Origin of the sequence: Pelagibaculum spongiae (genome assembly GCF_003097315.1) — a bacterium.
Classification (GTDB): Bacteria; Pseudomonadota; Gammaproteobacteria; order Enterobacterales; family Pelagibaculaceae; genus Pelagibaculum; species Pelagibaculum spongiae.
Map to the genome: position 1 here is coordinate 1,339,264 of NZ_QDDL01000001.1, position 23,295 is coordinate 1,362,558.

Annotated in this window: 17 protein-coding genes; 8 read left to right on the top strand and 9 right to left on the bottom strand. The window is 42.5% G+C overall.

What is annotated here, in order from left to right:
- The first annotated feature begins 888 nt into the window (after positions 1–888).
- The 6 genes from DC094_RS05765 to DC094_RS05795 all read left to right on the top strand — a co-directional run bounded on the left by DC094_RS05765 (position 889) and on the right by DC094_RS05795 (position 8,622).
- Positions 889–3,837 carry a heavy metal translocating P-type ATPase gene (locus DC094_RS05765; protein ID WP_116686098.1) on the top strand — a complete coding sequence of 983 codons (2,949 nt, stop codon included), beginning with the start codon at positions 889–891 and terminating at the stop codon, positions 3,835–3,837.
- A gap of 135 nt (positions 3,838–3,972) precedes the next feature.
- Entirely contained in the window at positions 3,973–4,365 is a 393-nt protein-coding gene (cueR, locus tag DC094_RS05775) for a Cu(I)-responsive transcriptional regulator (RefSeq protein ID WP_116686099.1), read from the top strand.
- Positions 4,366–4,704: 339 nt separating this feature from the next.
- A complete protein-coding gene (locus DC094_RS05780; RefSeq protein WP_116686100.1) occupies positions 4,705–5,634 on the top strand; it encodes a YadA-like family protein in 930 nt (309 codons plus the stop codon).
- Between the two features lie 45 nt (positions 5,635–5,679).
- The gene (locus DC094_RS05785; RefSeq protein ID WP_116686101.1) at positions 5,680–6,993 is read left to right on the top strand and encodes an OprD family outer membrane porin; all 1,314 of its coding nucleotides are present in this window, start codon (positions 5,680–5,682) and stop codon (positions 6,991–6,993) included.
- Positions 6,994–7,422: 429 nt separating this feature from the next.
- Complete coding sequence (locus tag DC094_RS05790; RefSeq protein ID WP_116686102.1) at positions 7,423–8,160, top strand: OprD family outer membrane porin; 738 nt, start codon at positions 7,423–7,425, stop codon at positions 8,158–8,160.
- A gap of 93 nt (positions 8,161–8,253) precedes the next feature.
- Complete coding sequence (locus tag DC094_RS05795; RefSeq protein ID WP_116686103.1) at positions 8,254–8,622, top strand: hypothetical protein; 369 nt, start codon at positions 8,254–8,256, stop codon at positions 8,620–8,622.
- A gap of 228 nt (positions 8,623–8,850) precedes the next feature.
- Here the strand turns inward: DC094_RS05795 and DC094_RS05800 are convergent, their stop codons facing one another.
- From DC094_RS05800 to hemA, 9 genes are all read right to left on the bottom strand, one after another.
- Entirely contained in the window at positions 8,851–10,293 is a 1,443-nt protein-coding gene (locus DC094_RS05800) for a serine hydrolase domain-containing protein (protein ID WP_158527229.1), read from the bottom strand.
- A gap of 145 nt (positions 10,294–10,438) precedes the next feature.
- Positions 10,439–13,705 (bottom strand): hypothetical protein, encoded by a 3,267-nt coding sequence (locus DC094_RS05805; protein ID WP_116686105.1) that lies wholly within the window; start codon positions 13,703–13,705, stop codon positions 10,439–10,441.
- Positions 13,706–13,836: 131 nt separating this feature from the next.
- The gene (locus DC094_RS05810) at positions 13,837–14,559 is read right to left on the bottom strand and encodes a hypothetical protein (RefSeq protein ID WP_116686106.1); all 723 of its coding nucleotides are present in this window, start codon (positions 14,557–14,559) and stop codon (positions 13,837–13,839) included.
- A gap of 79 nt (positions 14,560–14,638) precedes the next feature.
- Positions 14,639–16,191, bottom strand: a protein-coding gene (locus tag DC094_RS05815; RefSeq protein WP_116686107.1) for an IS3 family transposase whose coding sequence is annotated in 2 segments (ribosomal slippage) — positions 14,639–15,732 and positions 15,732–16,191 — 1,554 coding nt in all. Because the reading frame shifts where the segments join, the coding sequence is not laid out codon by codon here.
- A 55-nt stretch (positions 16,192–16,246) separates the two neighbouring features.
- A complete protein-coding gene (locus DC094_RS05820) occupies positions 16,247–16,456 on the bottom strand; it encodes a hypothetical protein (protein ID WP_116686108.1) in 210 nt (69 codons plus the stop codon).
- 132 nt (positions 16,457–16,588) lie between these two features.
- Positions 16,589–17,353, bottom strand: a complete 765-nt coding sequence (locus DC094_RS05825) for a HesA/MoeB/ThiF family protein (protein WP_116686109.1) — start codon at positions 17,351–17,353, stop codon at positions 16,589–16,591.
- 160 nt (positions 17,354–17,513) lie between these two features.
- Positions 17,514–18,359, bottom strand: a complete 846-nt coding sequence (gene prmC, locus DC094_RS05830; RefSeq protein WP_116686110.1) for a peptide chain release factor N(5)-glutamine methyltransferase — start codon at positions 18,357–18,359, stop codon at positions 17,514–17,516.
- Positions 18,359–19,438: a peptide chain release factor 1 gene (gene prfA / locus DC094_RS05835; RefSeq protein ID WP_116686111.1), complete on the bottom strand. Its 1,080-nt coding sequence runs from the start codon at positions 19,436–19,438 to the stop codon at positions 18,359–18,361. Before prfA ends, prmC begins: the two co-directional genes overlap by 1 nt.
- A gap of 5 nt (positions 19,439–19,443) precedes the next feature.
- Positions 19,444–20,706 carry a glutamyl-tRNA reductase gene (gene hemA, locus DC094_RS05840; protein ID WP_116686112.1) on the bottom strand — a complete coding sequence of 421 codons (1,263 nt, stop codon included), beginning with the start codon at positions 20,704–20,706 and terminating at the stop codon, positions 19,444–19,446.
- 146 nt (positions 20,707–20,852) lie between these two features.
- Here hemA and DC094_RS05845 point away from each other — a divergent pair, with 146 nt between their 5' ends.
- Positions 20,853–22,604, top strand: coding sequence for a tetratricopeptide repeat protein (locus DC094_RS05845; protein WP_158527230.1), 1,752 nt, complete (start codon positions 20,853–20,855; stop codon positions 22,602–22,604).
- On the top strand, positions 22,601–23,218 hold the full coding sequence (lolB, locus tag DC094_RS05850; RefSeq protein ID WP_116686114.1) for a lipoprotein insertase outer membrane protein LolB: 618 nt from the start codon (positions 22,601–22,603) through the stop codon (positions 23,216–23,218). The genes DC094_RS05845 and lolB overlap by 4 nt, the downstream gene beginning before the upstream one ends.
- Positions 23,219–23,295: the final 77 nt, after the last annotated feature.

Consider the following 23,295-nt stretch of genomic DNA (forward strand, 5'->3'; position numbering starts at 1 on the left):
TTGCCTAACGGCAGTGCTGGGAATCGGTGGGTTCAAGTAATCGAGCTCCATATCCAGCGTAAGGTGGTTGAGTATCAAGCCCAGATTGTGAGAAATCAGCGGGGTCAACAACGCACAGCGAGCTTTCCTGCTGATGCAAAGCGACCGATTCAATATGGGCATTCAGTCATTGCACTAGCGGCTATCGTTTGGGCTGTGATATAGCCACCTAGAAAAAACGACTAAAGGTCACGCTAAACCTTGACCTTCCAGTTAGGGTAAAGGTTAGAGTTCTGCTAAATTAGTCCTTCAGGAAGTAGTCGATGGGATGTTGTGGCGGCAATTTGAACCACGATGCATTAAATAAAGATCGGCAAGACAAGCAACCACCAAGCAAATGGGGGTGGCTGGCGTTCATATTGCTAATTATCTTAGCAAGTTGGGCTTTTCAGCCTTGAGCTATGCCTGAGCCGCCTAAGCTAGTAAGCGCTGGACAACACCTACGATTTAATCAATAGAGGTGTTATACCCAAAGTAATCGGAGGTGCTAGTTGGCGGCAAGTGAGCGAAGCAGCCAACGCCTGAGCATTTTCAAGTACGATGGGTATAGAGACAGTTAGCTGTATTTAATAACAGTTCGTCGTAAAAATTGACCTTTCTATTCGTAAGGCAGTCTCATCGGTGAACTTATTAATTTAATCAGCTATCAGGATTCTCAGCATGGAATGTTCAGGTGAACAGAAAGATCTCAGCGACGGATCATTGCCAACTAAAAAAGCATGGTTAGCATTGATTGTTGCAATTTCAGTTATTGTTTGGGCTGTTAAGTTTTAACTGCTTCAGCGCCAAACCTCAGTAGCTATTGTACATAAGCAATAGCTACTGAGTTTATCGCGTTGCAGGAAAACGATGAGTGTTCAACTAAAGATTGATAGTATTAATTGCGCAAGCTGCGTAAACAAAATTGAAAAAACACTAAATGCATTGGCTGACGTTTCTAATGCACAAGTGAATCTGATTGATAAAACAGCAATCGTCACTGGCAATGTAGCAACCGAAGTCTTACTAGATGCACTTGCCGATATTGGAAAGCCAGCAACAATCATCGAAATAGAACCCACTGCAACCGAGCCGACTTCTCTACCTTTCTTATTAGATCTTTCGATACCCGGAATAAGTTGCGCCGGCTGCGTTAAAAAAATTGAAACAACTCTGTCTAAACTTCCCGGTGTTATCTCTGCTCAAGTTAACCTTGCCGATAAAACTGCTCAAATTTCAGGCAGCATTAACCGAAAATCAGTGTTAATTGCTTTAGATGATATCGGCAAACCAGCCACTATTATTCAATCATCAGCGCCCTATGCAGAATTTGACCTATCAATTGCAGGCTTAAGTTGCGCTGGCTGCGTTCGAAAAGTTGAAAAAACCTTAACTGCGATTCCGGGTATTGACCAAGTCAATGTTAATTTAGCTGATAAAACTGCTCAAATCAGCGGCAACATTGAGCTTTCATCTATTCTCGATGCTCTGAGCGCTGCAGGAAAGCCCGCTGAACTATTAGCCTGCGCGAATAGCAATCAAGCCAGCACCTTACATTTACATATTCCTAAAATTACTTGTGCAGGCTGCGTAAGAAATGTCGAACACGCATTACTTGCTGTTGATGGTGTTAAATCAGCCGAAGTTAATTTAGCTGATAAAACAGCATCAGTTAAAGGGCAACTCGATTTAGCAGCACTACTTAATGCATTAGAAAAAATTAATAAGCCTGGCACTTTAGTTAACCCTGCCGCTGAAGCACGGGCCAAACAACAGAAAGAACAACAAAAGCACGTAAATAAAATGTTCCGCCAAAGCTGGCTGGCTTTATTAGTCGGCATCCCTTTAATGCTATGGGGCGTTATTACCGGCGATATGATGGTAAATAGCGTTAGCGAGCAAATCAGTTGGGGCACTGTCGGCTTAATAACACTTTTTGTTATGTTTTTTTCAGGCAGTCATTTTTACGCCAACGCTTGGCAATCTTTCAAACATCAAGATGCAACCATGGACACATTGGTGGCGCTGGGCACCGGCAGCGCTTGGTTATATTCAATGCTGGTAGTGCTTTTTCCTGATGTATTACCAGAACAATCTCGCCATCTATATTTTGAAGCCAGCGCAATGATTGTTGGCTTGGTTAATCTTGGCCACGCCATGGAACAACGCGCACGCGGTAAAACAGGCGAGGCAGTCGAGCGACTATTTAAGCTGCAAGCAAAAACTGCTCGTGTTGTGGAATCACTCGACAGCAACAGCGCCAGCAGAGAAATGCCAATTGAACAGGTTGCTCAAGGTCAGCTAATTTCAGTTCGCCCTGGAGAAAGCATTGCGGTTGACGGACAAGTGATCGATGGCAAAACCTGGATTAATGAATCGATGCTGACTGGCGAGCCGATGCAGATTCATAAGCAAGCTGGCGACAAAGTCTCTGCAGGTACTTTAAACGGCCAGGGCAGTTTAATTTTCCGCGCCGAAAAAGTCGGTAACGAAACTGCTTTGGCTCAAATTATTGAAATGGTCCGCAAAGCGCAAAATAGCAAACTACCGATTGCTCGTATGGCCGATACCATTGCCGGTTACTTTGTCCCAACAGTTATGATTGTGGCAATTATTGCTGCGCTAGCTTGGTACAACTTCGGCCCACAACCACAACTATCTTACATGCTGACTGCCGCGGTAACGGTGCTAATTATTGCCTGCCCGTGTGCTTTAGGGCTGGCAACACCTATGTCAATAATCGTTGGCGTCGGAAAAGCAGCCGAGCTAGGAATGCTGGTTCGTAATGGTGAAGCTTTGCAAGGTGCCAGTAAAATCAGTCATGTTTTATTAGATAAAACCGGCACTATCACCTTAGGAAAACCATCGCTTAACCAAATCATCAGCTGCAATAGTTTTGAGCAATCTGATATTTTGCAAATGGCAGCTTCGTTAGAAAAAGATTCTGAGCACCCATTAGCACAAGCAATACTAAATAAAGCAAAAGCCCAACAACTTACCTTGCAAAAAATCGAACAATTTCATGCTCACAGCGGACTAGGCGTATCGGGTATTCTATTAGCAGATAATAATCCGTCTTTGTCGCTATTTATGGGCAGTGAAAAATTACTCGCGCAGCATGACATTGAAATTCCACTAGCCATCATCGAAAAAGCCAACCAATTAGCACAGGCGGGTGAAACGCCAGTTTATTTTGCTATTAACAATCAATTAGCTGGGCTATTTGGTATTTCTGATCCGGTTCGTGATGACTCAATTGAAGCGATTCGGCGTTTGCATAATGCTGGTTTGAAAGTAGTGATGGTCACAGGCGATGCAAAAGAAACTGCCAATGCAGTGGCCAAGCTTGCAGGGGTCGATCAAGTTTATGCGCGCCAGCTGCCACAAGATAAAGCCGATGTCATTAAAAGCTTGCAGAAAAAAGGACACAAAGTAGCCATGTGCGGTGATGGTATTAATGACGCACCAGCACTTGCACAAGCTGATGTCAGCTTTGCTATAGGTACTGGCACCGATGTAGCAATGGAAGCTGCCGATATCACTTTAATGCGCGACTCACTACACAGCCTTGCAGATGCAATAGAGTTATCAAAAGCCACCATCAACAATATCAAACAAAACCTTTTAGGTGCTTTTGCCTACAATAGCTTAGGCATTCCAGTGGCTGCCGGGGCGCTCTATCCCGTTTGGGGAATATTACTGAATCCGGTGATTGCAGGCACTGCCATGGCATTTTCATCATTCACTGTGGTGTCTAATGCTCGCCGCTTAAAATCATTCAAACCTTCATCTAGCCGCAAAACCAACTTGGACAATTAATATGAGCATTGCAATCAACCTAGTTGGCCTATTGATGATCGCTGCGATTATTTGGTGGTTTTGGCTAAAATAGCTAAAACCATTTGATTACAAATATTGTCAAATAATTCAATAACTTTAAGCCAAAGAGCAACTATGAATATTTCATCTGCAGCTAAAGCAACTGGGCTCACCAGCAAGGCCATTCGCTACTATGAAGAGATCGGCCTTCTTTCTCCTGCCAAACGCCGAGACAACGGCTATCGAGAATACTCCCAAGCACATCTAACAGAATTAGGCTTTATTCAGCACTCACGGGAACTGGGTTTTACCCTAGAAGAATGCAAAAGCCTGCTTGAACTGTGGCAGAACAAAGACCGAAAAAGTGCAGATGTAAAGCAAATGGCCGAAGAAAAGATCCTAGATATGAATAAAAAAATCCAACAGCTAACGCAAATGCGTGACAGTTTAAAATCTTTAACTCAATGCTGTAAGGGAAATGATCGACCAGACTGCCCGATTATTGAAGGTCTAGCTAAAGCTGATTAAACAACACTATTTAATTTGACCTTTTGGTCTGACTAATTAATTTTAGATAAAAAAATAGCAGTTGAACCAAAAAAATCTTAAACAATAAATAATATCATTTGCAATTATCTTATTTATTAACTATCGCACGCCGTACTATTTCTTTTTAAACAAATAGATAACAAAAACACAATGAACACTTCTATTATTTCGCAACACATCATCAACTAATCTTTATTGACCTACCTCATTATTTGGTTCTAATATGCCGGTCTACCGCATCTAACCCTATACAAAACCAATAAATAATAAAACATATTCGGGGAAGAATGCTGATCAAACCTAATTTTTGAGAGCATTATGAAACAAAACATTTTTTCACCTTTAAAAATTGCCACCGCTTTGTCTATTATATTATCTGGTCAGTCAGCATTCGCAGTAACTGAAACTCAAATAAACAATGCATTCACTGGCGCAACAGCGACAGGAGAAAACATACCATCTGGCGGTTGTAGAACGGTCCGAGCTGCCTCTGCAGCAGATGGACGACAGGTTTTTGAGAATGCTGCAACATGTGTCAGTCAAATTGAAAATGAACTAAAAAGCGACCTTAGAGTTGTTGGCACTGCAGTTATTGAAAATCAGCGAGCACTCTCTGCATTGCAAGATCAAGTTTCAATAAGTTCTGTAGCTACCGCCGGCATCGATACTAATACCGATAGCATCGGCGCTAATACCGATAGCATCGGCGATAATACCGCCAGCATCGGCGCTAATTCCGCCAGCATCGGCGATAATACCGCCAGCATCAGCGATAATACCGCCAGCATCGGTGCTAATACCGCCAGCATCGATATTAATACCGCCAGCATCGGCGCTAATACCGACAGCATCGGCGCTAATACCGCCAGCATCGGTGCTAATACCGCCAGCATCGGTAATAATGCTAATGATATTCAAAGCAATGGTCAGAATATTGCATCCAACCTTTTACAGATCCAAAGCAACGACAGAGACATTAAAGAGTTACAAACTGACTTGGCGGCGACTAAACAATTAGTCCTTGACGGCATTGCAATTGCTAATGCGTTCGCAGGTATTCCACAGGCAGTTAATGGTAAAAGTACAATTGGCTTTGGTGTAGGCAACTATCAAAGCGCAAACGCTATTGCAGTAGGCATTTCAAATAACTTTGGCGATAGCAACCAACACACCATAAAAATCAACTTCGGTTCAGCATTCGAGCGTGAAAATACCGCTGGTTCTGTGGGCTATGGCTATAGCTGGTAAACGCTAAACCAACTATCGAATTCTATTTATTATATTGAGATTTTTATGAAAATATTTTACTTATCGACTATTGCCGCTGCCGTTCTTTCTATTACATCTACTGTTCAAGCTGATGCTAATTCTTCTTTTGTTACTGATTCAACATTAGATGCAACATTTAAAACTGTTTATTTCTTCAGAGATTTCTCAGAAACCACCCCAGAAGCAACCAAAGTAGAACAATTTGTACAGGGTGGTCGCTTAGATTTTCAATCAGGCTATATCGCAGACTGGATTGGTTTCGATGCATCATTATACTCTGCCGTTCGCTTAAATGATTCTGATGGCAATAGCCGTTCTGAAGTTGTAGAACTTGGCGACGACAACAAGTTAAAAAGTGGCTATAGCAAGCTTGGCCAGGCATTAATTAAAGTGAAATTTGGCGATGAGTACGTTAATGGTAGTGCCAAATATGGTCGCCAAGTAGTCGACAATATTTTGTTAAATGGCTTTCCTTCCAGAGCGAATCCTTCCGCTTACTCAGGCATTACTGGCCAATTAAATATTGGACCGCTTGAATTAAATGCGAATCGGATTACTCAAACCTCTACTCGCTACTCCAATGGTTTTAGCGATTTTGTAACAGTTAATACCAATCAAAAAATCGAGAATCTTCGAACGCTGCGCGCTACTTATCATGCAACGTCAGATCTAGAATTCGAAATTGGTATTGGAGAGTCAAAAGACTATTTACGCCAACGAGTTGCTAGGGCGACTTGGCAGTTAGAGCCAAAAGATGGTTATCAAGTGACATTAGATGCTCGTGCGTTTAGAGCAGAACCTGCCGGAAACTTAGCTTTAGCGAGTGGCAGTATTTTTGAGAAATTATCACAAACAGGAAATGCCGAAGACTATAAAAGTACTTGGTATAACCTGACCGCAGGCGTTGATGTTGGAAATTGGAGCAGCAAACTGACTTATGGTCGAGTTGATGGCGATACTTACAATTTCTTGTGGGCAGGTAATTCTGATTACTCACCAACCAATAGCTTCCAAGATTTAAATACTAATTTCCTAGCCGATCAAAATGGCCGCTCATTATTGGGCCACTTGTTCTACAGCTTTGACGAAGGTGTTGCAAAAGGCCTGACTGCTGGCATTATTTATGGACAGGGTGAATTTGATGATGGGCAAGACAAAGGCTTAGAAGCCTGGGAAAGATTATTAGTTGTTAGCTACGATGTTCCAGCAGTTGAAGGCTTAAACTTCACTTGGGTTGGCACTCAAGCGCGCAACGATGGTGACGGAGCCTTTGGTTTAAATTCTGGTGATGCTACAGACCAGCGTGTTTATATGAATTACAGCGTTAATATCTTCTAACCTTATATCTTTTATATAAAAAGCCTAGCTAACTAAATCCAATAGTTGCTGGGCTTTTTTTTGCTGCACGACATATATTTGGCGCAATAGAATAATGACATTCTAAAAAGTAAGCATACAAAATTTAATTTAATAGAATTAAAACCATTCTGATTACTCCCACAGCAACCATCGCAAGCTTTTGTCACAAACGTTAAGCCTACCAACAGCTATATTATGTTTCTTTGATGTCTTTGTGGAATCTTGAACTAGCTCAATTCGAAATGACTTAATTAAGTTAGTCATTTCAAATATTCAATAATTATATAACAATATTCCAATGAAGTTGTTTGCTCGTACTGCCATTCCGGCAGTCATATTGTCACTGCTTGCACCTGCCTTTTCTGAAAACACTACTTCTGATTTGATCTCAGGAGCCAGCCTAGACGGATTTTTAGAGCACTATATTTTTTCTGTGATTATCCGGAAAACAATAGCGGAAAAAAAGTCGATGCTTCGGCGCAAGCACTCAAGTTAGATTTCGAATCTGGTTACTTCAACAATGTGATTGGTTTTGATGCACCACTATTCTCAGCGATTCGCTTAAATAGTGTCGCCGATAACAACCGTAGTGAAGTATTCCAGATTGGTAATGATGGCAAGCTAGAAGATGGTTACAGCAAATTGAGCCAAGCGCTAGTCAAATTAAAACTGGAACAAAATGGCGTAGCATTGAACGCTAAAATCGGTCTCCAGGTTATCGATAACCCGCTGCTAAATGGTTTGTCATCTCGTGCTACCCCATCTTCCTATGAAGGTATCGATACCAGCTTAAGATTTGCTGACTTTGGTCTGCACTATAATTGGGTAGAAAAATCATCACAGCGTTTTTCCAGTAGCTTTGATGATTTAAAAACCTTCTCAGGCGCTAAAATCGATAACCTGCAAATTGTCCGTGCAACTTATGACCCTACCGAGAACCTTGGTTTTGAACTAGGTCGTGGTGAGTCCAAAGATTATCTACAACAGAGTTTCGCCCGGGCTACTTGGAAGCTAGAGCCGCGCGAAGGTTATAAAGTCACTGTTGATGGCCGCGTTTTCAAGGCTGAATCTGCCGGTACTTTGGGCAATAATAATAGTGATTTGTTAGGTAGCCTGTCACGAACTGGCAATGCCGCTGATTACTAGAGCACTTGGTACAACCTTGCAGCCGGCGTCAATGTTAGCAATTGGAGCAGCAAGCTGACCTATGGCCGAGTCGTTGGCGATGCTTATAACTTCTTGTACGCCAAAAATGTTGATTACTCACCCACCAACAGCTTTCAGGATCTGAACACTAACTTCCTGTCGGATCAAAACGGCAAAGCCTTACTGGGCCATCTGTTCTATAGCTTTGATCAAGGTATTGCTGAAGGTCTGACCGCTGGTATTATTTATGGCAAAGGTAAATTTGATGCCGGTATCGATAAAGATCTAGAAGCGTGGGAGCGTTTGTTAATACTGAGTTACAACGTACCAGCAGTTGATGGTTTAAACCTGACCTGGGTAGGAACTCAAGAACGTAATGATGGAGATCGCGCATTTGGCCTCAACTCTGGCGATGCAACTGACCAACGTGTCTATATCAATTACAGCACCAGCATCTTCTAAAACAGAGTTTGCTTAGTAACTACGGTATTTGAAATACCGTAGTTGATAAAAGCATTAAATGCTGATGTGAACCAAATAGATAAAAAAATTAATTTTCTATCTATTTGGGAACTGATCTTTTGAAGCACTGTCTTAATCAGTACTTCAGGAATGCGCAACATTCTGAAGATCCGAAGGCTCCATGACATCTCTCTGACATGGGGCTTTTTTATTGCTCAACTTTATGCTCTATTTTAACAACAATGGCTTAGTTTTTATGTAAGGAAGCCCAACTCTTGGCTGCTTAAAAATAAAACCTGTAATTTTTCCATCTTCTTTCCGGGGAACAATCGTGACTTTTGCCGATTTGAATTGCAGCGTTCCATCAGACATTGGCTCTACAGGGAATGCTTCCTGACCAACAAAATCAAAAATCAATTGATTGTTTTCCAGTCGAACCTGCAAGGTTTTTATCTGCTCAGCCAACTCAACACTCAATTGCGACTTAACAATCTCCAGCACCTTGGCTTCCATCAGATAATCGCCTGGCAGTTGAGTTCGGTACTCATCAGATAGCACTATCGTTTCTTTTTTTGCTAATGCTTTTGGTGCAACTCCGCTCTGACAAGCGTTCAGTAGTGTTTTTTGCACACGGTACAAATCAAAAGCCTTGCTGGGCGTTTGAAAAATTACCAGCGCACAGCGATTAATATCATCAAATACAAAATGGCTGCTAGACGTCGGCGTTGAACCACCATGACCCATGTAACGAATCTTCTGATCTTTAATACTCGCATTTTCTAGCATTACTCCCAGACCATAATCAGATCCGGGGGCTACTTCCTGACTCATCAGCTTACGAGATGATGAACTCAACAATTGATCAGAAGTAAATGCCTTATAAAAAGCCATCAAGTCCTGTGGCGATGCCGTCAAAGCACCCGCACTAAACGCCAAAGAAGCATTCACTGGATCACCAGCAATCAACTTATCCTGCTCAAGATAATATAAAGGCGCCGTCGCGGGTTTGGTTGAAATATGCAGCATGCCGGAAGGCTGAAAAACATTCTGTTTTAAATACTGCTGCCATGTCAGTCCAGACAGTTTTTCAATAATCAAACCCAGCAGTAAATAATTGGTATTGGAATACTCATGTTCGAGTCCAGCCGGCATTGTTTTCTGTTGATCAGAAATAATCTGGCGAATCTCTTGACGGCTGAAAGCTGAGCCACGCTTTAGCAATTCAGAGGTAACATACTCGCTAATTCCAGAACTATGCGATAGCAAATGGATAATCGTGACATCCGGATACTGCTCTGCAAATCGTGGCAATAGCGAACCGACACTTTGGGTTAACGAGAGCTTGCCTTGTTCAACAAGCTGCATAATCGCTGTCGCAACCATCAGCTTGGTGGTAGAGCCAATCTCATAAGTCGCCTGTTTTACGCCAGAATCATCATATTCAAATATAGCTTTGCCATCTCGGGTTAACAAAACTGCACCATGAAACGGCTCATTAGACCATGATGCACCCGGAAGGCTATCCAGATAGATTTGAGTAGAAGCAGCAAAATTTGCCTCTTCAGCGGTATTTGCAATGGCTGTTTTTGTTGTGGTTATAGTAGTAACGGCAGCAACAGCGCAGACAAAAAGCATGGGTAGAAGTGTGTGTTTTATTTGGTTCAACTTCATATAACACTCTATTTTTATTAGAAACATCGAGCCGCACGATAACAACCTAGCAGCTCAGAGACATATTGTGCCGAATAATGATGACAAGGCCGTATAAAAAAAGCCAGCGGTAACTGCTGGCTTTTATACAATGGCTGTCAAAAAGTTACTCAGCTATGCCATCACAATTCATATCCATAATAGTATTGTCATCAAATTCGTAACCATTTTCAGTCGAACTAAACATACAAAATGATTTACCTTGGCTAGAGAATTTTGCCATGAGTGGCGATCCTTTCTGACTAACTTTACTTGCTTCAGAACGAGCAATCAGTTCCAAGTCAAAGGCACCTACAGTAGTCACGTTAGACGAATTAGTATAACGAGACTTAACCTGTGCCGAAAAGCCAATATCCCACCCAGGATTTAAGTAGGCATATTCGAATGGTTCGCGAGATCGAGTAAGATTTTCACCAGAGAAATCAACCAAATCCATTGATAATTGAATATCTGCGCTGAATTGATTTTTATCAGCGTTTTCTAACCACTGTTTACCAGCGCTAATATTTAAAGAAGCACTACCAGCATTATTATGGTAATGGGTCACACTGCTTTTTAGATAATCAGTAACGCTCAGTCCTGTTGTTTTTTGGCGGAAATCAATTGAAAAATGGCTTTGATTAATAGGAGACTCTTGAGTTTCAATAAGCAACCCATAATTATCATTAACACACTTTACAATAGTGAAATTCTCTAGTGCATCTTTTTGACAACCTCCTAGCGGTGGTTCAACAAATGTAGCCGATAGCCAGTTATGATTGATCATTCTTTGCCAATCAATAAATGCTGAACGAAACGTTTGAACGGCTGAAGCTTTCAAAAATTCAGGATCCACTGAATCCAGATCAACCGCAGAGGCTGGAAATATTTCTGCCTTAGCTAAACTAAATTCTACGACTTCTGTAATACCATCACAATCAGGGTCAATTGCTAAATTATCACTCAGCGTTAATCCAAGTTGATCATCCAGAAATAAACATACTTCTTTTTCTTGAGAAGTAATCTTATACATATATTTAGAACCAGTTTGTGCTCGCTGCGCAGCATCAGACCGCACTATCGCTTCAAAATCGAATGCACCAGAAAAGCTTACGCCTGCATAGTCGCCATTTTTTAATTTAATAGTGCCTGTTGCGGAAAATTCGTAATCATATGCCGATAAATAATTTTTTTCAAATCGGCCATGTGAAAAAACATTATACCCCTCTGTAAACAGAGATTTCTTATCGATAGAGATTACTATATTAGTATGTTTTTTCATAGACAATTCTTGACCAGAACGCCTGCCAAAATAATTGCTCTCATTAATTTCAATTAAATCTGAAAAAACATACTGGCTTTTGGAATTCGATATATAACTCACATTATCAGCCATATAAAAATCCCTACTATCCTTAGAAAACCCATTACTTATTTTATAGTCCGACTCTTCAAAATGAAACAACCCTACATTTTGATCATTTAAGGTACATTCTATTTTTGTAAAACCCCAAAGACCACCAGTTTGAGTGCAGGTGTCTGATAATTCAACAGACACATCAAATTCGAGATATTCTTTTTCCGAAAAATCAGCCCAGTCAATATATATATTTCCAAACTCATTATCTAAAACTTTCGCTACCAAGTTTAAATCAATTGAATCAAGGTCAATATACTCAGCTTCAAGTTCAGGTAATTCAGCAATCGTAAAGTTTGGATCACGACCATCACTGACACCATCACAGTTAGAATCAACCAGCAAGTTTTCTGGTTCAAATGCTATATCTATGTCATCCACTTTAGAAAAAAGACAAACGTTTTTTCCCTGAGACGTTATTTCATACATCACCGATGAACCAAGCTCAGCAATTTTAGCCTGCTCACTTCTCAATACTGATTTAAAATCGAATGCGCCGTTGAAGGAAACATTGTCAACAGAAAATGTTTTCACATAAACAGTCGAATCAATCGTAAATTCATATTTATTAGCACTAAGTGCATTGTTATTAAACTGATACACCCCAAGCTGATAGCCTTGATCAAAAATACCATCCAGCATTATAGAAACTTTTGTATCACTATAAACTTGCTGATTTATATTGAAATCAAGCGTAAATCTTTTAGATAATTTGACGTGCAAATCAATATTATCTTTGACTGAATATTGCTCATTAACCGTCCACGTATCTTTATCACCCAGGTTTTCACCATTCCATTCAAACCTCAGTTCTCTTGAATACCCACTACTTTCTTTTCGATCCAGAAATTCAGTTTCGTCATCATTACAGGTTTGGACATTGAACGTCCAATCACTACCCTGCTGATGGCACTCTTCTTGCATTTGACGTTCAATAGGCTCATCAATTAACCCTTTTTTAGATAATTCAGGCCAATCAATATAAACAGATGCTATTTGCTCATGTAGAATGTTGGCTATGTCTTCAGGTTTAACTAAGTCAAGGTCGATATAGGCAGCTTGGTATTCTGGCAAAGATTCAATGGTAAAGTTCGAATCCATGTTATCAACTACGCCGTTACAGTTTTTATCTAACTGAACATTCAATTCACCCTCTAAATAAAACTGATTATTTTCATTTTCAGTAAACAAACAGAGTGAACTTCCAGCAGAAGCAATACGGAACATTAATGGCGATGCTGGCTGAATTTTTTGTGCTTCTTCAGAACGAGCAATACGTTCAAAAGTGTAGCTATATGAAATATCTTTTTGTGCTGTAGCTACCCGACCTGAAATCGATTGGTAGACACTTGAGTTTAAAAGGTAATTTTGATCTACCCGATGATCTTCCTGACTGATTGCTTGCCCGGTAAAGCTTTTGGTCAGTATTCTCAGATCTACTGAGGCAGTTGATGCGTCGATCGGCGTCGAGATATCGTCAACTGTTTTTATCGAGCGTTTTTCATTTATCTGAACTGCTTCAGGACTATGCAATTTATAATCAGCTGCAACTGAAACCGTTGTAAAATACCCGTTATCTGAAGGGCGCTCTTCTCTCACCAGTTGAGAAAAACCTTTCTTATCATTGCTTTGTTTTATCTCAATTCGCGTACTACCGCAATCAGTCACTTCTAGCGCTAAAACATCTCCTTCACGCGTGCAGCTGGCACTTAACTGTTTTTCTGAAGATAGATTTAATAATTTATTTTTTCCCAGCGCATTCCAGTCAATAGAAACTTTCGAAAGCGTGTTATGAATGCTGATTGCCAGCAAATTACTATCGAATACTTTTAGATCTACTGCTTCTGCCTTAGTCTCTGCTACGGCTTCTATCGAAAATTCGGGAGCGCTAATATTGCCGCTTTCACTACTGCCTCCACCACCGCATGCTGAAAGTAAAACCACTAGTGGTAATATCTGGTATATCTTTTTATTCATAACCTACATCTCTCAATATCATGCGCCGACCTCCCATCAAGGCCAGCGATGCAACAATACCAAATTACAAAGATTTAGGCGCAAAAAAAAATGCCAACCCGAAGGTTGGCATTTTTTAAAATAACTAATAATTACTCTGCAACGCCATCACAGTCAGCATCTAAAATAGATGGCGTAGCTCCTGGAACAGCACAGACAGTTTTTTCAAAAGCATTAGTGAACTTATAAAAGAAATTTTTACCCGCTTGCATAGAAACTGCTTCGTCGCTACGTTGAATCACTTCAAAGTCGAATCCACCATCAATTTCATATCCATTTACTGCAGAATCATCAATGTCTTTTCTTCCGTGGTAACTACCACTAATAGTCACACCATCCTTACCATAATAATCTTCAACAAGGCCAACCCCATATGACCCTTTAGCTACAGCGCGATTCTTCCAAATGTCATTGGAAAATTTCATGGTCACATCATAACTAACCAAGCCTGTATCTACATCTTCATGCTTTGAAAAGTTTGTCTTGAAATTAACTGAAAGCGCTTGCTCCTCAACTCGATATTGATTTACAGTTTTAAGCTTTCTCGCTGTCGTATTAGATACTTGACGTTCAACCAATGCAAGTACATCGAAACCGTCTTCAGCATCAACTACTTTAAACTGACCTTTGAAAACCAGATCAAAAATAGCTCTAAAGTCACAATTCACACCAAAGAATTCAAAAGCATCACCAGTACTGGAGCACTCATTGCCACTACCTGGCATTTGATAGTCTGCAACTTTAAAACTGGTCTTTTCATTCACCAAGTGCCAATCAAGGCCGGAGTTATAAATAGTATCTTCAGCGGCAGCCACCAAAGACTCAACCGGTACTTCTTTAAAATCTAATGTAGGCAGGTAACGGTATTTTTCAAGGTAGTTGTCCCTTTTTAGATTAATTTATACCCGCCCTTTCTCTTTCTGGATTTAAAGCGACTTCATTTATATGGCTCCAATCCCTGATTGCGCCTGGCCATCGCTCTGGATGTTCTGATTTAGCCAATTCATAAACCGCCACTCTCTTTTCAAGTAGTTGCTTGTCTTCATTATTATGGCGCTGGTGCGGCGTCACAAATTTGATACCACTATGTCGATGCTCGTGGTTGTACCAACGTGCAAATTTTAACATCCAGCTTCTGGCATCATCCAGAGTTGCAAAGCCGCTGCTCGGATATTCAGGGCAGTATTTCACCGTTCGAAACAACGATTCTGAATAAGGGTTGTCATTACTGACTCTAGGACGGCTATATGAAGATCCAACACCTAATTCTTCGAGGCGCGCCTTAAAGGTAAAACTCTTCATCGGCGCACCATTGTCAGAATGAAGTACGGGTGGGTTTTTCAAGCAATTTTCTGATAATAAAGTGCGCGCTACCAATACCTTGGCATACTCACCCGATTCCACTTCATAGACTTCCCAGCCAACAATTTTTCGACTGTAAATATCGACAATCAAATATAAATACCAGAACAAGCCTTTGGTTCGAGAAGGTAAATAACTAATATCCCATGTCCAGACTTGATTTGCGCTTGTCGCGATATGCGTTGTCGGCTTTCGCCGTTTATGAGGCTTTTTACTACGGCCTCGATGCGTTAATTGGCCATTTCGTCTTAATACTCTGTACCAAGAGGATTCGCTGGCAATATAGGTGCCGCGATCTGCAAGCGTAGGGACAATCTGACAAGGCGGTAACCGACTGAATTCTTTTTGATTACTAATATTTAATATTGTCTTTTCTTCTTCCTTTGACAGCTTGTTAGCAGGCATATCTTTCACCACCAATGGACGTTGGTCTTCTATAGTTTTGCCTGCTTTGTCTTGCCAACGGTTCAGTGTTTTCAAGCTGATATTCAATATATCAGCAGCTTGGCGACGGCGCGCACCCTCAGTAATGGCTTGATGAAACCATTCCAAACACTGCTGGCGCTGTGCAAGTGACGTTAGTTGTCCTCGCTGTCGATTCCGTACCAAGCATCGAGCTTTTTTGAAAGAATCAACAGCGTGCTCGCCTCTGCAAGTGCTTTATCTTTACGTCTCAATTCTTTTTCTAACTTTTTGATTTTCTTTTCATCTGTTTTTTCTTTAAGCGTTTTTCGAGGCGCTTTGGATGCTTTTTCCGCCGATTGGTTACCGTGAATACAGGCTTGTTTCCATTGCTTTATCTGGTTTGGATACAGACCTTTTTCACGGCAATATTCACTCAGTTCAGCTTCATTAAAGCTGGCAGTTGCAAGGACAACAGCAAACTTAGCTTCAGCAGACCATTGTTCAGAACTCAGATGTTTTTCAGGCATGGGATGACCAGAGAGGTTAAATCGTTTGCGCCAATTGTACAATGCTGCCTCAGAAATACCTTCTTCTTTAGCAAGCACAGGAATAGATAAGCTTTGAGGAGGTAATAATCGTTTTAAAACAGCGTGTTTTCTTTCTTCAGAATAAGAGGGCATGTCCGTAATTCCTGCCATCCTCAATTGAAAAAGGATGGATTAAGTTAAGAGACAACTATCCTGACAGGGCGGGGTAAGTACTTCTAACCTGTTCAAAAGTAAATCTTGGATCGTCAAACCCTACAAAAGAAGTTGGAGTTGGAGTTGGAGTTGGAGTTGGAGTTGGCGTTGGCGTTGGCGTTGGCGTTGAACTGGAGCTAGATCCTCCACCACAAGCAACCAAGGCTGAAACTAAAGGCAACACTAACCATATCTTTTTATTCATAACACACATCTCTTATATTCATGCGCAAGCCTCCCATTAGAGCCTGCAGGCGTACAATATAAATAAGCAAAAATGTCAGTGCAAAAAAAAAACGCCGGCACATTGGCCGACGTCATTATTTTATATGATTTTTTAACCGCAATCACCGCAGACTTCACATTCGCTATCCCGTGACATTTGCAATGAGCGCCACTCACATTCAGTGCCATCAAATATCCAGAGTTTACCTAGTGGGCTTTTGCCGATATCGGCAAGGTATTTAATGGTTTCTAATGCTTGTTTAGAGCCCATGATACCGAGCAACGGGCTGATTACGCCGCTATCGCTGCAACTCATTTTCTGATCTTTAAAATCAGCTTCCGGGTACAAACAGGCATAGCAAGGGCAGTTTTCTTTAGTACTATCAAATACGCTGAATTGGCCTTCAAAACCAATTGCTGCAGCACTTACCAAAGGTTTCTTGGCCTCAACACAGGCGCGATTAACCGCAAAGCGCGTAGCAAAACTGTCTGAGCAATCCACCACCAGATCGACTTGTTTTGCCAGCTCAAGCAGGCGATCACTATCCAGTTTTTCCTGCAACAGCTCTAACTCTACATCTGGGTTAATTGCTGCCAGCCGCTCACCTGCCGCTTCTACTTTAGGCCGGTTAATATCTGCGGTAGAAAAATTAATTTGCCGCTGAAGATTTGAAAGCTCTACCGTATCTGGGTCAGCCAGAATGATTTTACCGACACCGGCAGCTGTTAAATAAAGTGAAGCCGGGCAACCTAAACCACCGCTACCGACAATTAATACCGAGCTTTGGGAAATTTTTTCCTGACCGGTATAATCAAACTGTGGCAATAAAATTTGCCGACTGTAACGGAGCAGTTGTTGATCACCTAGCTGGTACATAGAGTTTTCCCAAGATAACTTTATTTAAATGCATTTTACCGGGAGCGCAGGCAGCTTGCCTGCATTTAAATGCGATAGCATTTTTATTCCACAGCCATGTGCCTACGGCACTTTGCAGGCGGGCCGCCTGCGCTCCCAGCAAACTCATATGCCAAGGAAGTTAATAACACTTTTTCCCAATCGAGATTCGGTCATTTCCACCGTAATCTTTTATGGTTTCTACCGCTGAAAAAGCAGCTTCAGTTAATAAAGCCCTAACGGCTTCACCCTGGTCAAAACCATGCTCAAGCATTAGCCAGCCCTGCTCATTCAAATGATCAGGAGCTTGGGCAATAATCTGTTGTAAATCTGCCAGACCATGATTTTCTGCGGTCAGCGCAGTAATCGGCTCATTTACTAATGAGGGTAAATGCACATCTTTCGGGTCGATATAAGGCGGATTGGAAACAATACAGTCAAACTGCTGGCCAGCAAATGGTTCTAGCCAACTACCATGGGAAAATTCTACCGGAAGATTGAGCGCAGCGGCATTGGCTTTGGCAACATCAAGTGCATCAACAGAATAATCACTGGCCGAAACTTTCCAACCGGTTTGCTCTGATTGAATCGCTAAAGCAATCGCACCGGTTCCTGTACCTAAATCAACTAGCTTTGCATTTGGATTCGTTATTTTTTGCAACACAGTCTCCACCAGAATTTCAGTATCCGGCCGTGGAATTAATGTTGCAGCAGTCACCTTGAGTTTTAATGACCAGAATTCTTTATAGCCAACAATATAAGCCGATGGCTCACCTTTAATTCGGCGACCAATCATTTGTTGGAATTGCTGGATTATTTCTTGATTAACTATTTTATCGCCCCAGCAGCGTAACCAGGTTCGATCTTTTTCTAGCAGATCACCAAGAAACAATTCACAGTCAATTCGGGGAGATTCAATATTGGCTCGATCGAGCTGTTGCGTGGCATCACGCAACAGCTGATCAATGGTAAGGCTATCTGTGGGCATTATGCTTCGGCCAGAGCAGCCAACTGGTCTGCTTGATATTCCTGAACCAGCGGCTGTAACAGCTGACCCATTTCGCCTTGCATAATGTCATCGAGCTTGTACAAAGTCAGGTTGATGCGGTGATCAGTCACCCGGCCTTGTGGATAGTTATAGGTACGGATTCGATCAGAACGGTCGCCGGTACCGACCAGCTTTTTACGTGCTTCTGACTGTTCTGCGTCATGCGCTTCCTGGGCGGCACTGTACAAACGAGACTGCAAGACTTTCATCGCCTTAGCCTTGTTCTTGTGCTGGGAACGCTCATCCTGACACTCAACCACTACGCCTGTTGGCAAGTGAGTCAGTCGAATTGCAGAGTCGGTTTTGTTTACGTGCTGACCACCTGCGCCTGAAGCACGGAATGTATCGACACGCAAATCACCTGCGTTAATTTCGATTTCATCAACATCATCAACTTCAGGCATGATCGCAACCGTACAAGCCGAGGTATGAATTCGACCTTGCGATTCGGTTTCTGGCACCCGCTGAACTCGGTGTGCACCCGATTCAAATTTCAGACTGGCATAGACTTCATCACCGGTAATCCGGCAGATAATTTCTTTATAGCCGCCCATTTCGCTTTGGCTTTCCGAAACAATTTCGACTTTCCAGCGACGCTTTTCCGCATAACGGCCATACATTTTAAACAAGTCGCCAGAGAACAACGCTGCTTCGTCACCACCGGTTCCTGCTCGAATTTCCAGGTAAACGTTGCTGTTATCGTCTTTGTCTTTTGGAATCAGCAGAATTTGTAACTCGCCTTCCAATTCTTGCATGCGATTTTTCAATGGCCCGATTTCTTCTTCGGCCATATCTTTCATCTCTGGGTCATCCAGCATCAGCTTGGCTTCTTCCAGATCTTCGTCGCACTGACGAAACTCACTGAAGCATTTTACCAATGGCTCCAATTGGCTGTATTCCTTGGACAGATCACGGAACTGGTTCTGATCCGCCATCACTTCTACCTCACTTAACAGGGCAGAAATTTCCTCATGACGCTCAATCAGACCGTCAAGTTTCATTCTTATAGAGGGTTTCATCTGTGCTACTGAATTCCGTAAATATTTCTCAGCTGGCTGATCAGCTCATAGTCCTGCTGTGCGGCAGCATCCCTGAGACAGAGTGTCGGCTGGTGTAAGAATTTGTTGGTTAAGCGATTTGCCATCTGACTCAGTACTTTTACCGGGTCAGCGCCAGCAGCCAGCAACGCCATTGCCTGCTTGAGCTCGGCGTCACGCAACTGTTCATGTTCCTGGCGATAGGCGCAAATCGTATCCACCGCATCGAGCGAACGACGCCACGACAGAAAAGTTTGCACATGCAAACCAATCATTTCTTCGGCCTGTACTGCAGCCTGTCGGCGACTACTCAGATTATCTTGAATCACTTCGCGAAGATCATCCACAGTGTAGAGATAGACGTCTTCTAGCTCATTGACCTGAGATTCTATATCGCGAGGTACTGCGATATCGACCATGAACATGGGTTGGCGGCGGCGTTGTTTCAATGCCTGCTCGACCATGCCTTTGCCCAATATTGGTAAAGGCGCCGCGGTAGATGATACCACCATATCGGCTTTTGCCAGATAATCTGGCAAAGCATCGAGTGCAATCGCTTCTGCACTCATTTCTTTGGCAAGGGTTTCGGCTCTTTTTACCGTGCGATTAGCAATAATCATTTTGCTAACGCCCTTGGCTTTTAAATGCTTGGCAGCTAGCTCAATAGTTTCTCCAGCACCGATTAGCAATACGGTAATTTGAGAAAAATCACTGAAAATGTGCCGTGCCATATCAACTGCAGCAAAAGCCACAGATACCGGATTAGTGCCGATATCGGTATCGGTTCTCACTTGCTTGGCAGCAGTGAAAGTATGCCGGAATAATTGTTTTAACCAACGGCCGAGTGTTTTGAATTCGCTGGCTTGTTGCCAGCAATCTTTTACCTGACCGAGGATCTGCGGCTCACCGAGCACCATTGAATCTAAGCCACTAGCAACTCGCATCATGTGTTTGATGGCTTCATCTTCACGATAACGGAATAAATAAGGCGATAAAGAATCCAGCCCCAGCGAATGGAAGCTGGCTAACCAATTGGCTAGGGCAGTTTCTACATCTGATTCAGCACTGCCTTCAATAACGGCATAAATTTCGGTGCGATTGCAGGTCGACAGGATCGCGCATTCCCTCACACCTCTTTGCTCAAGCAAAGACTGATGCGCTTGCTGCAAAATGTCAGGGCCAAATGCAACCCGTTCGCGAATTTCGACCGGGGCGGTCTGGTGATTCACACCCAGAACAACAATGATCATAGAATCAACTGAATGTCCGGCAGCCGTCACGGCCTGTCAAAAAAAAAGGATAGTTTCCGCATACCAACTTCATACAGTTGGTTATAGTGTCACTATACCGCATGATTTCAGGAAGTCTGGATACCTCTAAAGGACCCTCTCCACTTATGAAGCTATTTCCGACCACTGGCCTGATGCTTCTGCTCTTGTCTGGCTGTGCGAATCTTAACACGCCAGAAACACTTGCGCAGGCATCACAACCTGACACATCTCAGGTCAAAACCGCCACTACCCCTACAGAGGTAGCCCTTTCAGGTAGATCTAAAACAGCCAACAAGGCCAGTTTAACCAGTGCTAAACAGCTGGAACAACTGCTTTCTGCTGAATTACTACTTTCCAGGGGCGAACTAGCGGCAGCACTTGATGTTTATCTGCCGACATTGGCGCAACAAAAAGACCCTGAAATAGTAGAAAGAATTGTCGAACTGGCTAACCAGCTCAAGCAATACCAAATAGCAGCTGATGCGACAAAGATTTGGTTGGAATTGCGGCCAGAGAACCCTGCCGCATGGGTCCGCTCGGCGCTGTTCGCATTGCAAAACAATGATGCTAAAACACTTGAACAAAGCCTTGGCTGGTTAGTTGCCAATCAACCTAAAGACAAGTTTGTCATTCTGATTACCCAAATTGCTAACGGCAATAAAACCGCTCAGTTATTGCAAGCGCTGCAACAGGTAACAATTTCTAGCCAGCAGTTACCCACCATTCAGCTCAGCCAAGCTTATTTATTTCAAAGTTTGAATCAACTGCTAATTGCCCAGCAATTAACAGACAATGTACTTGAGAATCAGCCTGACTGGATTAATGCGATCAAGCTTAAGGTACGCTTATTAATTCAAGCTCAGAAAACGCCGCAAGCCATGACATTCTTGCAGCAGCAAATTGAGCAACACCCGCGCAATTTCGAATTACGCCTGCAAAGTGCCGGTTTATATATTCAGCAAGAAAATACCGCAAAAGCAGCACAAGCCTTTAAAGCAATTTTGCAAATTGATCCAACCAATCCCATCGCTTTAATTTCATTAAGCCGACTGAAATTTCAAGGCGAGCAAATTGATCAGGCGATCGAACTGCTAAAACGTATTCCCAGAACTTCTTCTGAATATGACCAAGCAATTTTGATGCTCGGTAGCATTTACGAAGATCAGGGCAATAGTGAGCAAGCCATTAGCTATTACCTGAAAGTTGAAGGTGCTCAAAGGCAAATTGCTGCCAGAATGCAGGCCGTAATATTGCTGAGAGATCAAAAGAAATTCAAACGAGCGCTTCAGGTTAGCCAAACCATTCGCCCTCGTAGCAACCAGCAGTACAGTCGTTTATTGCTGCTGCAGTCAGATATTTATGAGCAGCAGGGCAAGCGCCCATCAGCACTGCAAATTCTTGATCATGGCTTGACGCTTCGTGCCGATGATATTGACCTGTTATATGCTCGAGCCATGCTGGTAATCAAGCAAGACGACCTAGAAAGTTTTGAAACCGGCATGCGCAAAATTATCAAACTGCGCCCTGATTATGCTTTTGCATTAAATGCACTCGGTTACACGCTGGTTGATAAAACCACTCGCTGGGATGAAGCTCAAGAATTGATTGAACGCGCCCTTAAACTGGCTCCTGATGAACCGGCAATTCTCGATAGCATGGGCTGGTTATTATTTAAACAAGGCAACCCACACGCTGCGCTGGAATTTTTACAAAAAGCTTGGGATGGCGATCAAGATCCAGAAATTGCTGCGCACCTCGGTGAAGTTTTGTGGCTGCTATCTCGCCAAGAAGAAGCCGCTATTATCTGGAAGAAAGGTATAGAAACAGCACCCGAGCACCAAATTCTTCGTCAAACGCTGGAGCGGTATAATCAATGATCGTCGCTAGTAAATTCCAACGATGTTTTTCGGTTTTAATTGTTTCGCTGACATTGCTGCTCAATGGATGTGGATTATTTACAGCCAATCTAAATAATCCACCAGCTTCAACAATTAACCAACCCATACTCGAAGCCCAAGCGCTACAGAACTGGAAACTCAAAGGCCGAATTGGTTTAATTTCCGGCGATAAAGCTTGGTCTGCCAGTTTAAACTGGCAACAGCAGCAACAGCAGTTTGATATCACCATTGCCGGCGCTTTTGGCATTGGTCGAACCCACTTAGTAGGCAACACCGATGCTTATGTAATAAAAAGCAGTGACACTGAGTTAAACCAGCATCAGGCTCGGTTATGGCTTCATCAAGAGCTTGGGCTAACCCTGCCAATAGCGGCATTACCCTATTGGGTGCGCGGTTTACCTTGGCCGAAATATCCCCACCAGCAAACTGAAAAAGGTTTTACCCAAGGCAATTGGACTATCGCCGCTGACAAATTCAAAGCCAGCAGTGGCTTTAATTTGCCAAGCCGAGTCAAAATACAAATTCGCGACAAAACGACTGATCAAAAAGACTTAAAAGTGACGTTGGCGATTAAAAACTGGCAAGCGATTTAATGCTTTTTACCGTTAACAGATCCGATTTTCTGCCCACAACACACCGCGATTGCTTAATTTAACAAGCACAGGAAGTT

Coding starts and splice junctions, on each gene's coding strand:
- DC094_RS05800 (WP_158527229.1), bottom strand. CDS start 10,293: ATGAAGTTGAACCAAATAAAACACACACTTCTACCCATGCTTTTTGTC.
- DC094_RS05785 (WP_116686101.1), top strand. CDS start 5,680: ATGAAAATATTTTACTTATCGACTATTGCCGCTGCCGTTCTTTCTATT.
- DC094_RS05825 (WP_116686109.1), bottom strand. CDS start 17,353: ATGTACCAGCTAGGTGATCAACAACTGCTCCGTTACAGTCGGCAAATT.
- DC094_RS05765 (WP_116686098.1), top strand. CDS start 889: ATGAGTGTTCAACTAAAGATTGATAGTATTAATTGCGCAAGCTGCGTA.
- lolB (WP_116686114.1), top strand. CDS start 22,601: ATGATCGTCGCTAGTAAATTCCAACGATGTTTTTCGGTTTTAATTGTT.
- DC094_RS05820 (WP_116686108.1), bottom strand. CDS start 16,456: ATGAATAAAAAGATATGGTTAGTGTTGCCTTTAGTTTCAGCCTTGGTT.
- cueR (WP_116686099.1), top strand. CDS start 3,973: ATGAATATTTCATCTGCAGCTAAAGCAACTGGGCTCACCAGCAAGGCC.
- hemA (WP_116686112.1), bottom strand. CDS start 20,706: ATGATCATTGTTGTTCTGGGTGTGAATCACCAGACCGCCCCGGTCGAA.
- DC094_RS05780 (WP_116686100.1), top strand. CDS start 4,705: ATGAAACAAAACATTTTTTCACCTTTAAAAATTGCCACCGCTTTGTCT.
- prmC (WP_116686110.1), bottom strand. CDS start 18,359: ATGCCCACAGATAGCCTTACCATTGATCAGCTGTTGCGTGATGCCACG.
- prfA (WP_116686111.1), bottom strand. CDS start 19,438: ATGAAACCCTCTATAAGAATGAAACTTGACGGTCTGATTGAGCGTCAT.
- DC094_RS05805 (WP_116686105.1), bottom strand. CDS start 13,705: ATGAATAAAAAGATATACCAGATATTACCACTAGTGGTTTTACTTTCA.
- DC094_RS05845 (WP_158527230.1), top strand. CDS start 20,853: ATGAAGCTATTTCCGACCACTGGCCTGATGCTTCTGCTCTTGTCTGGC.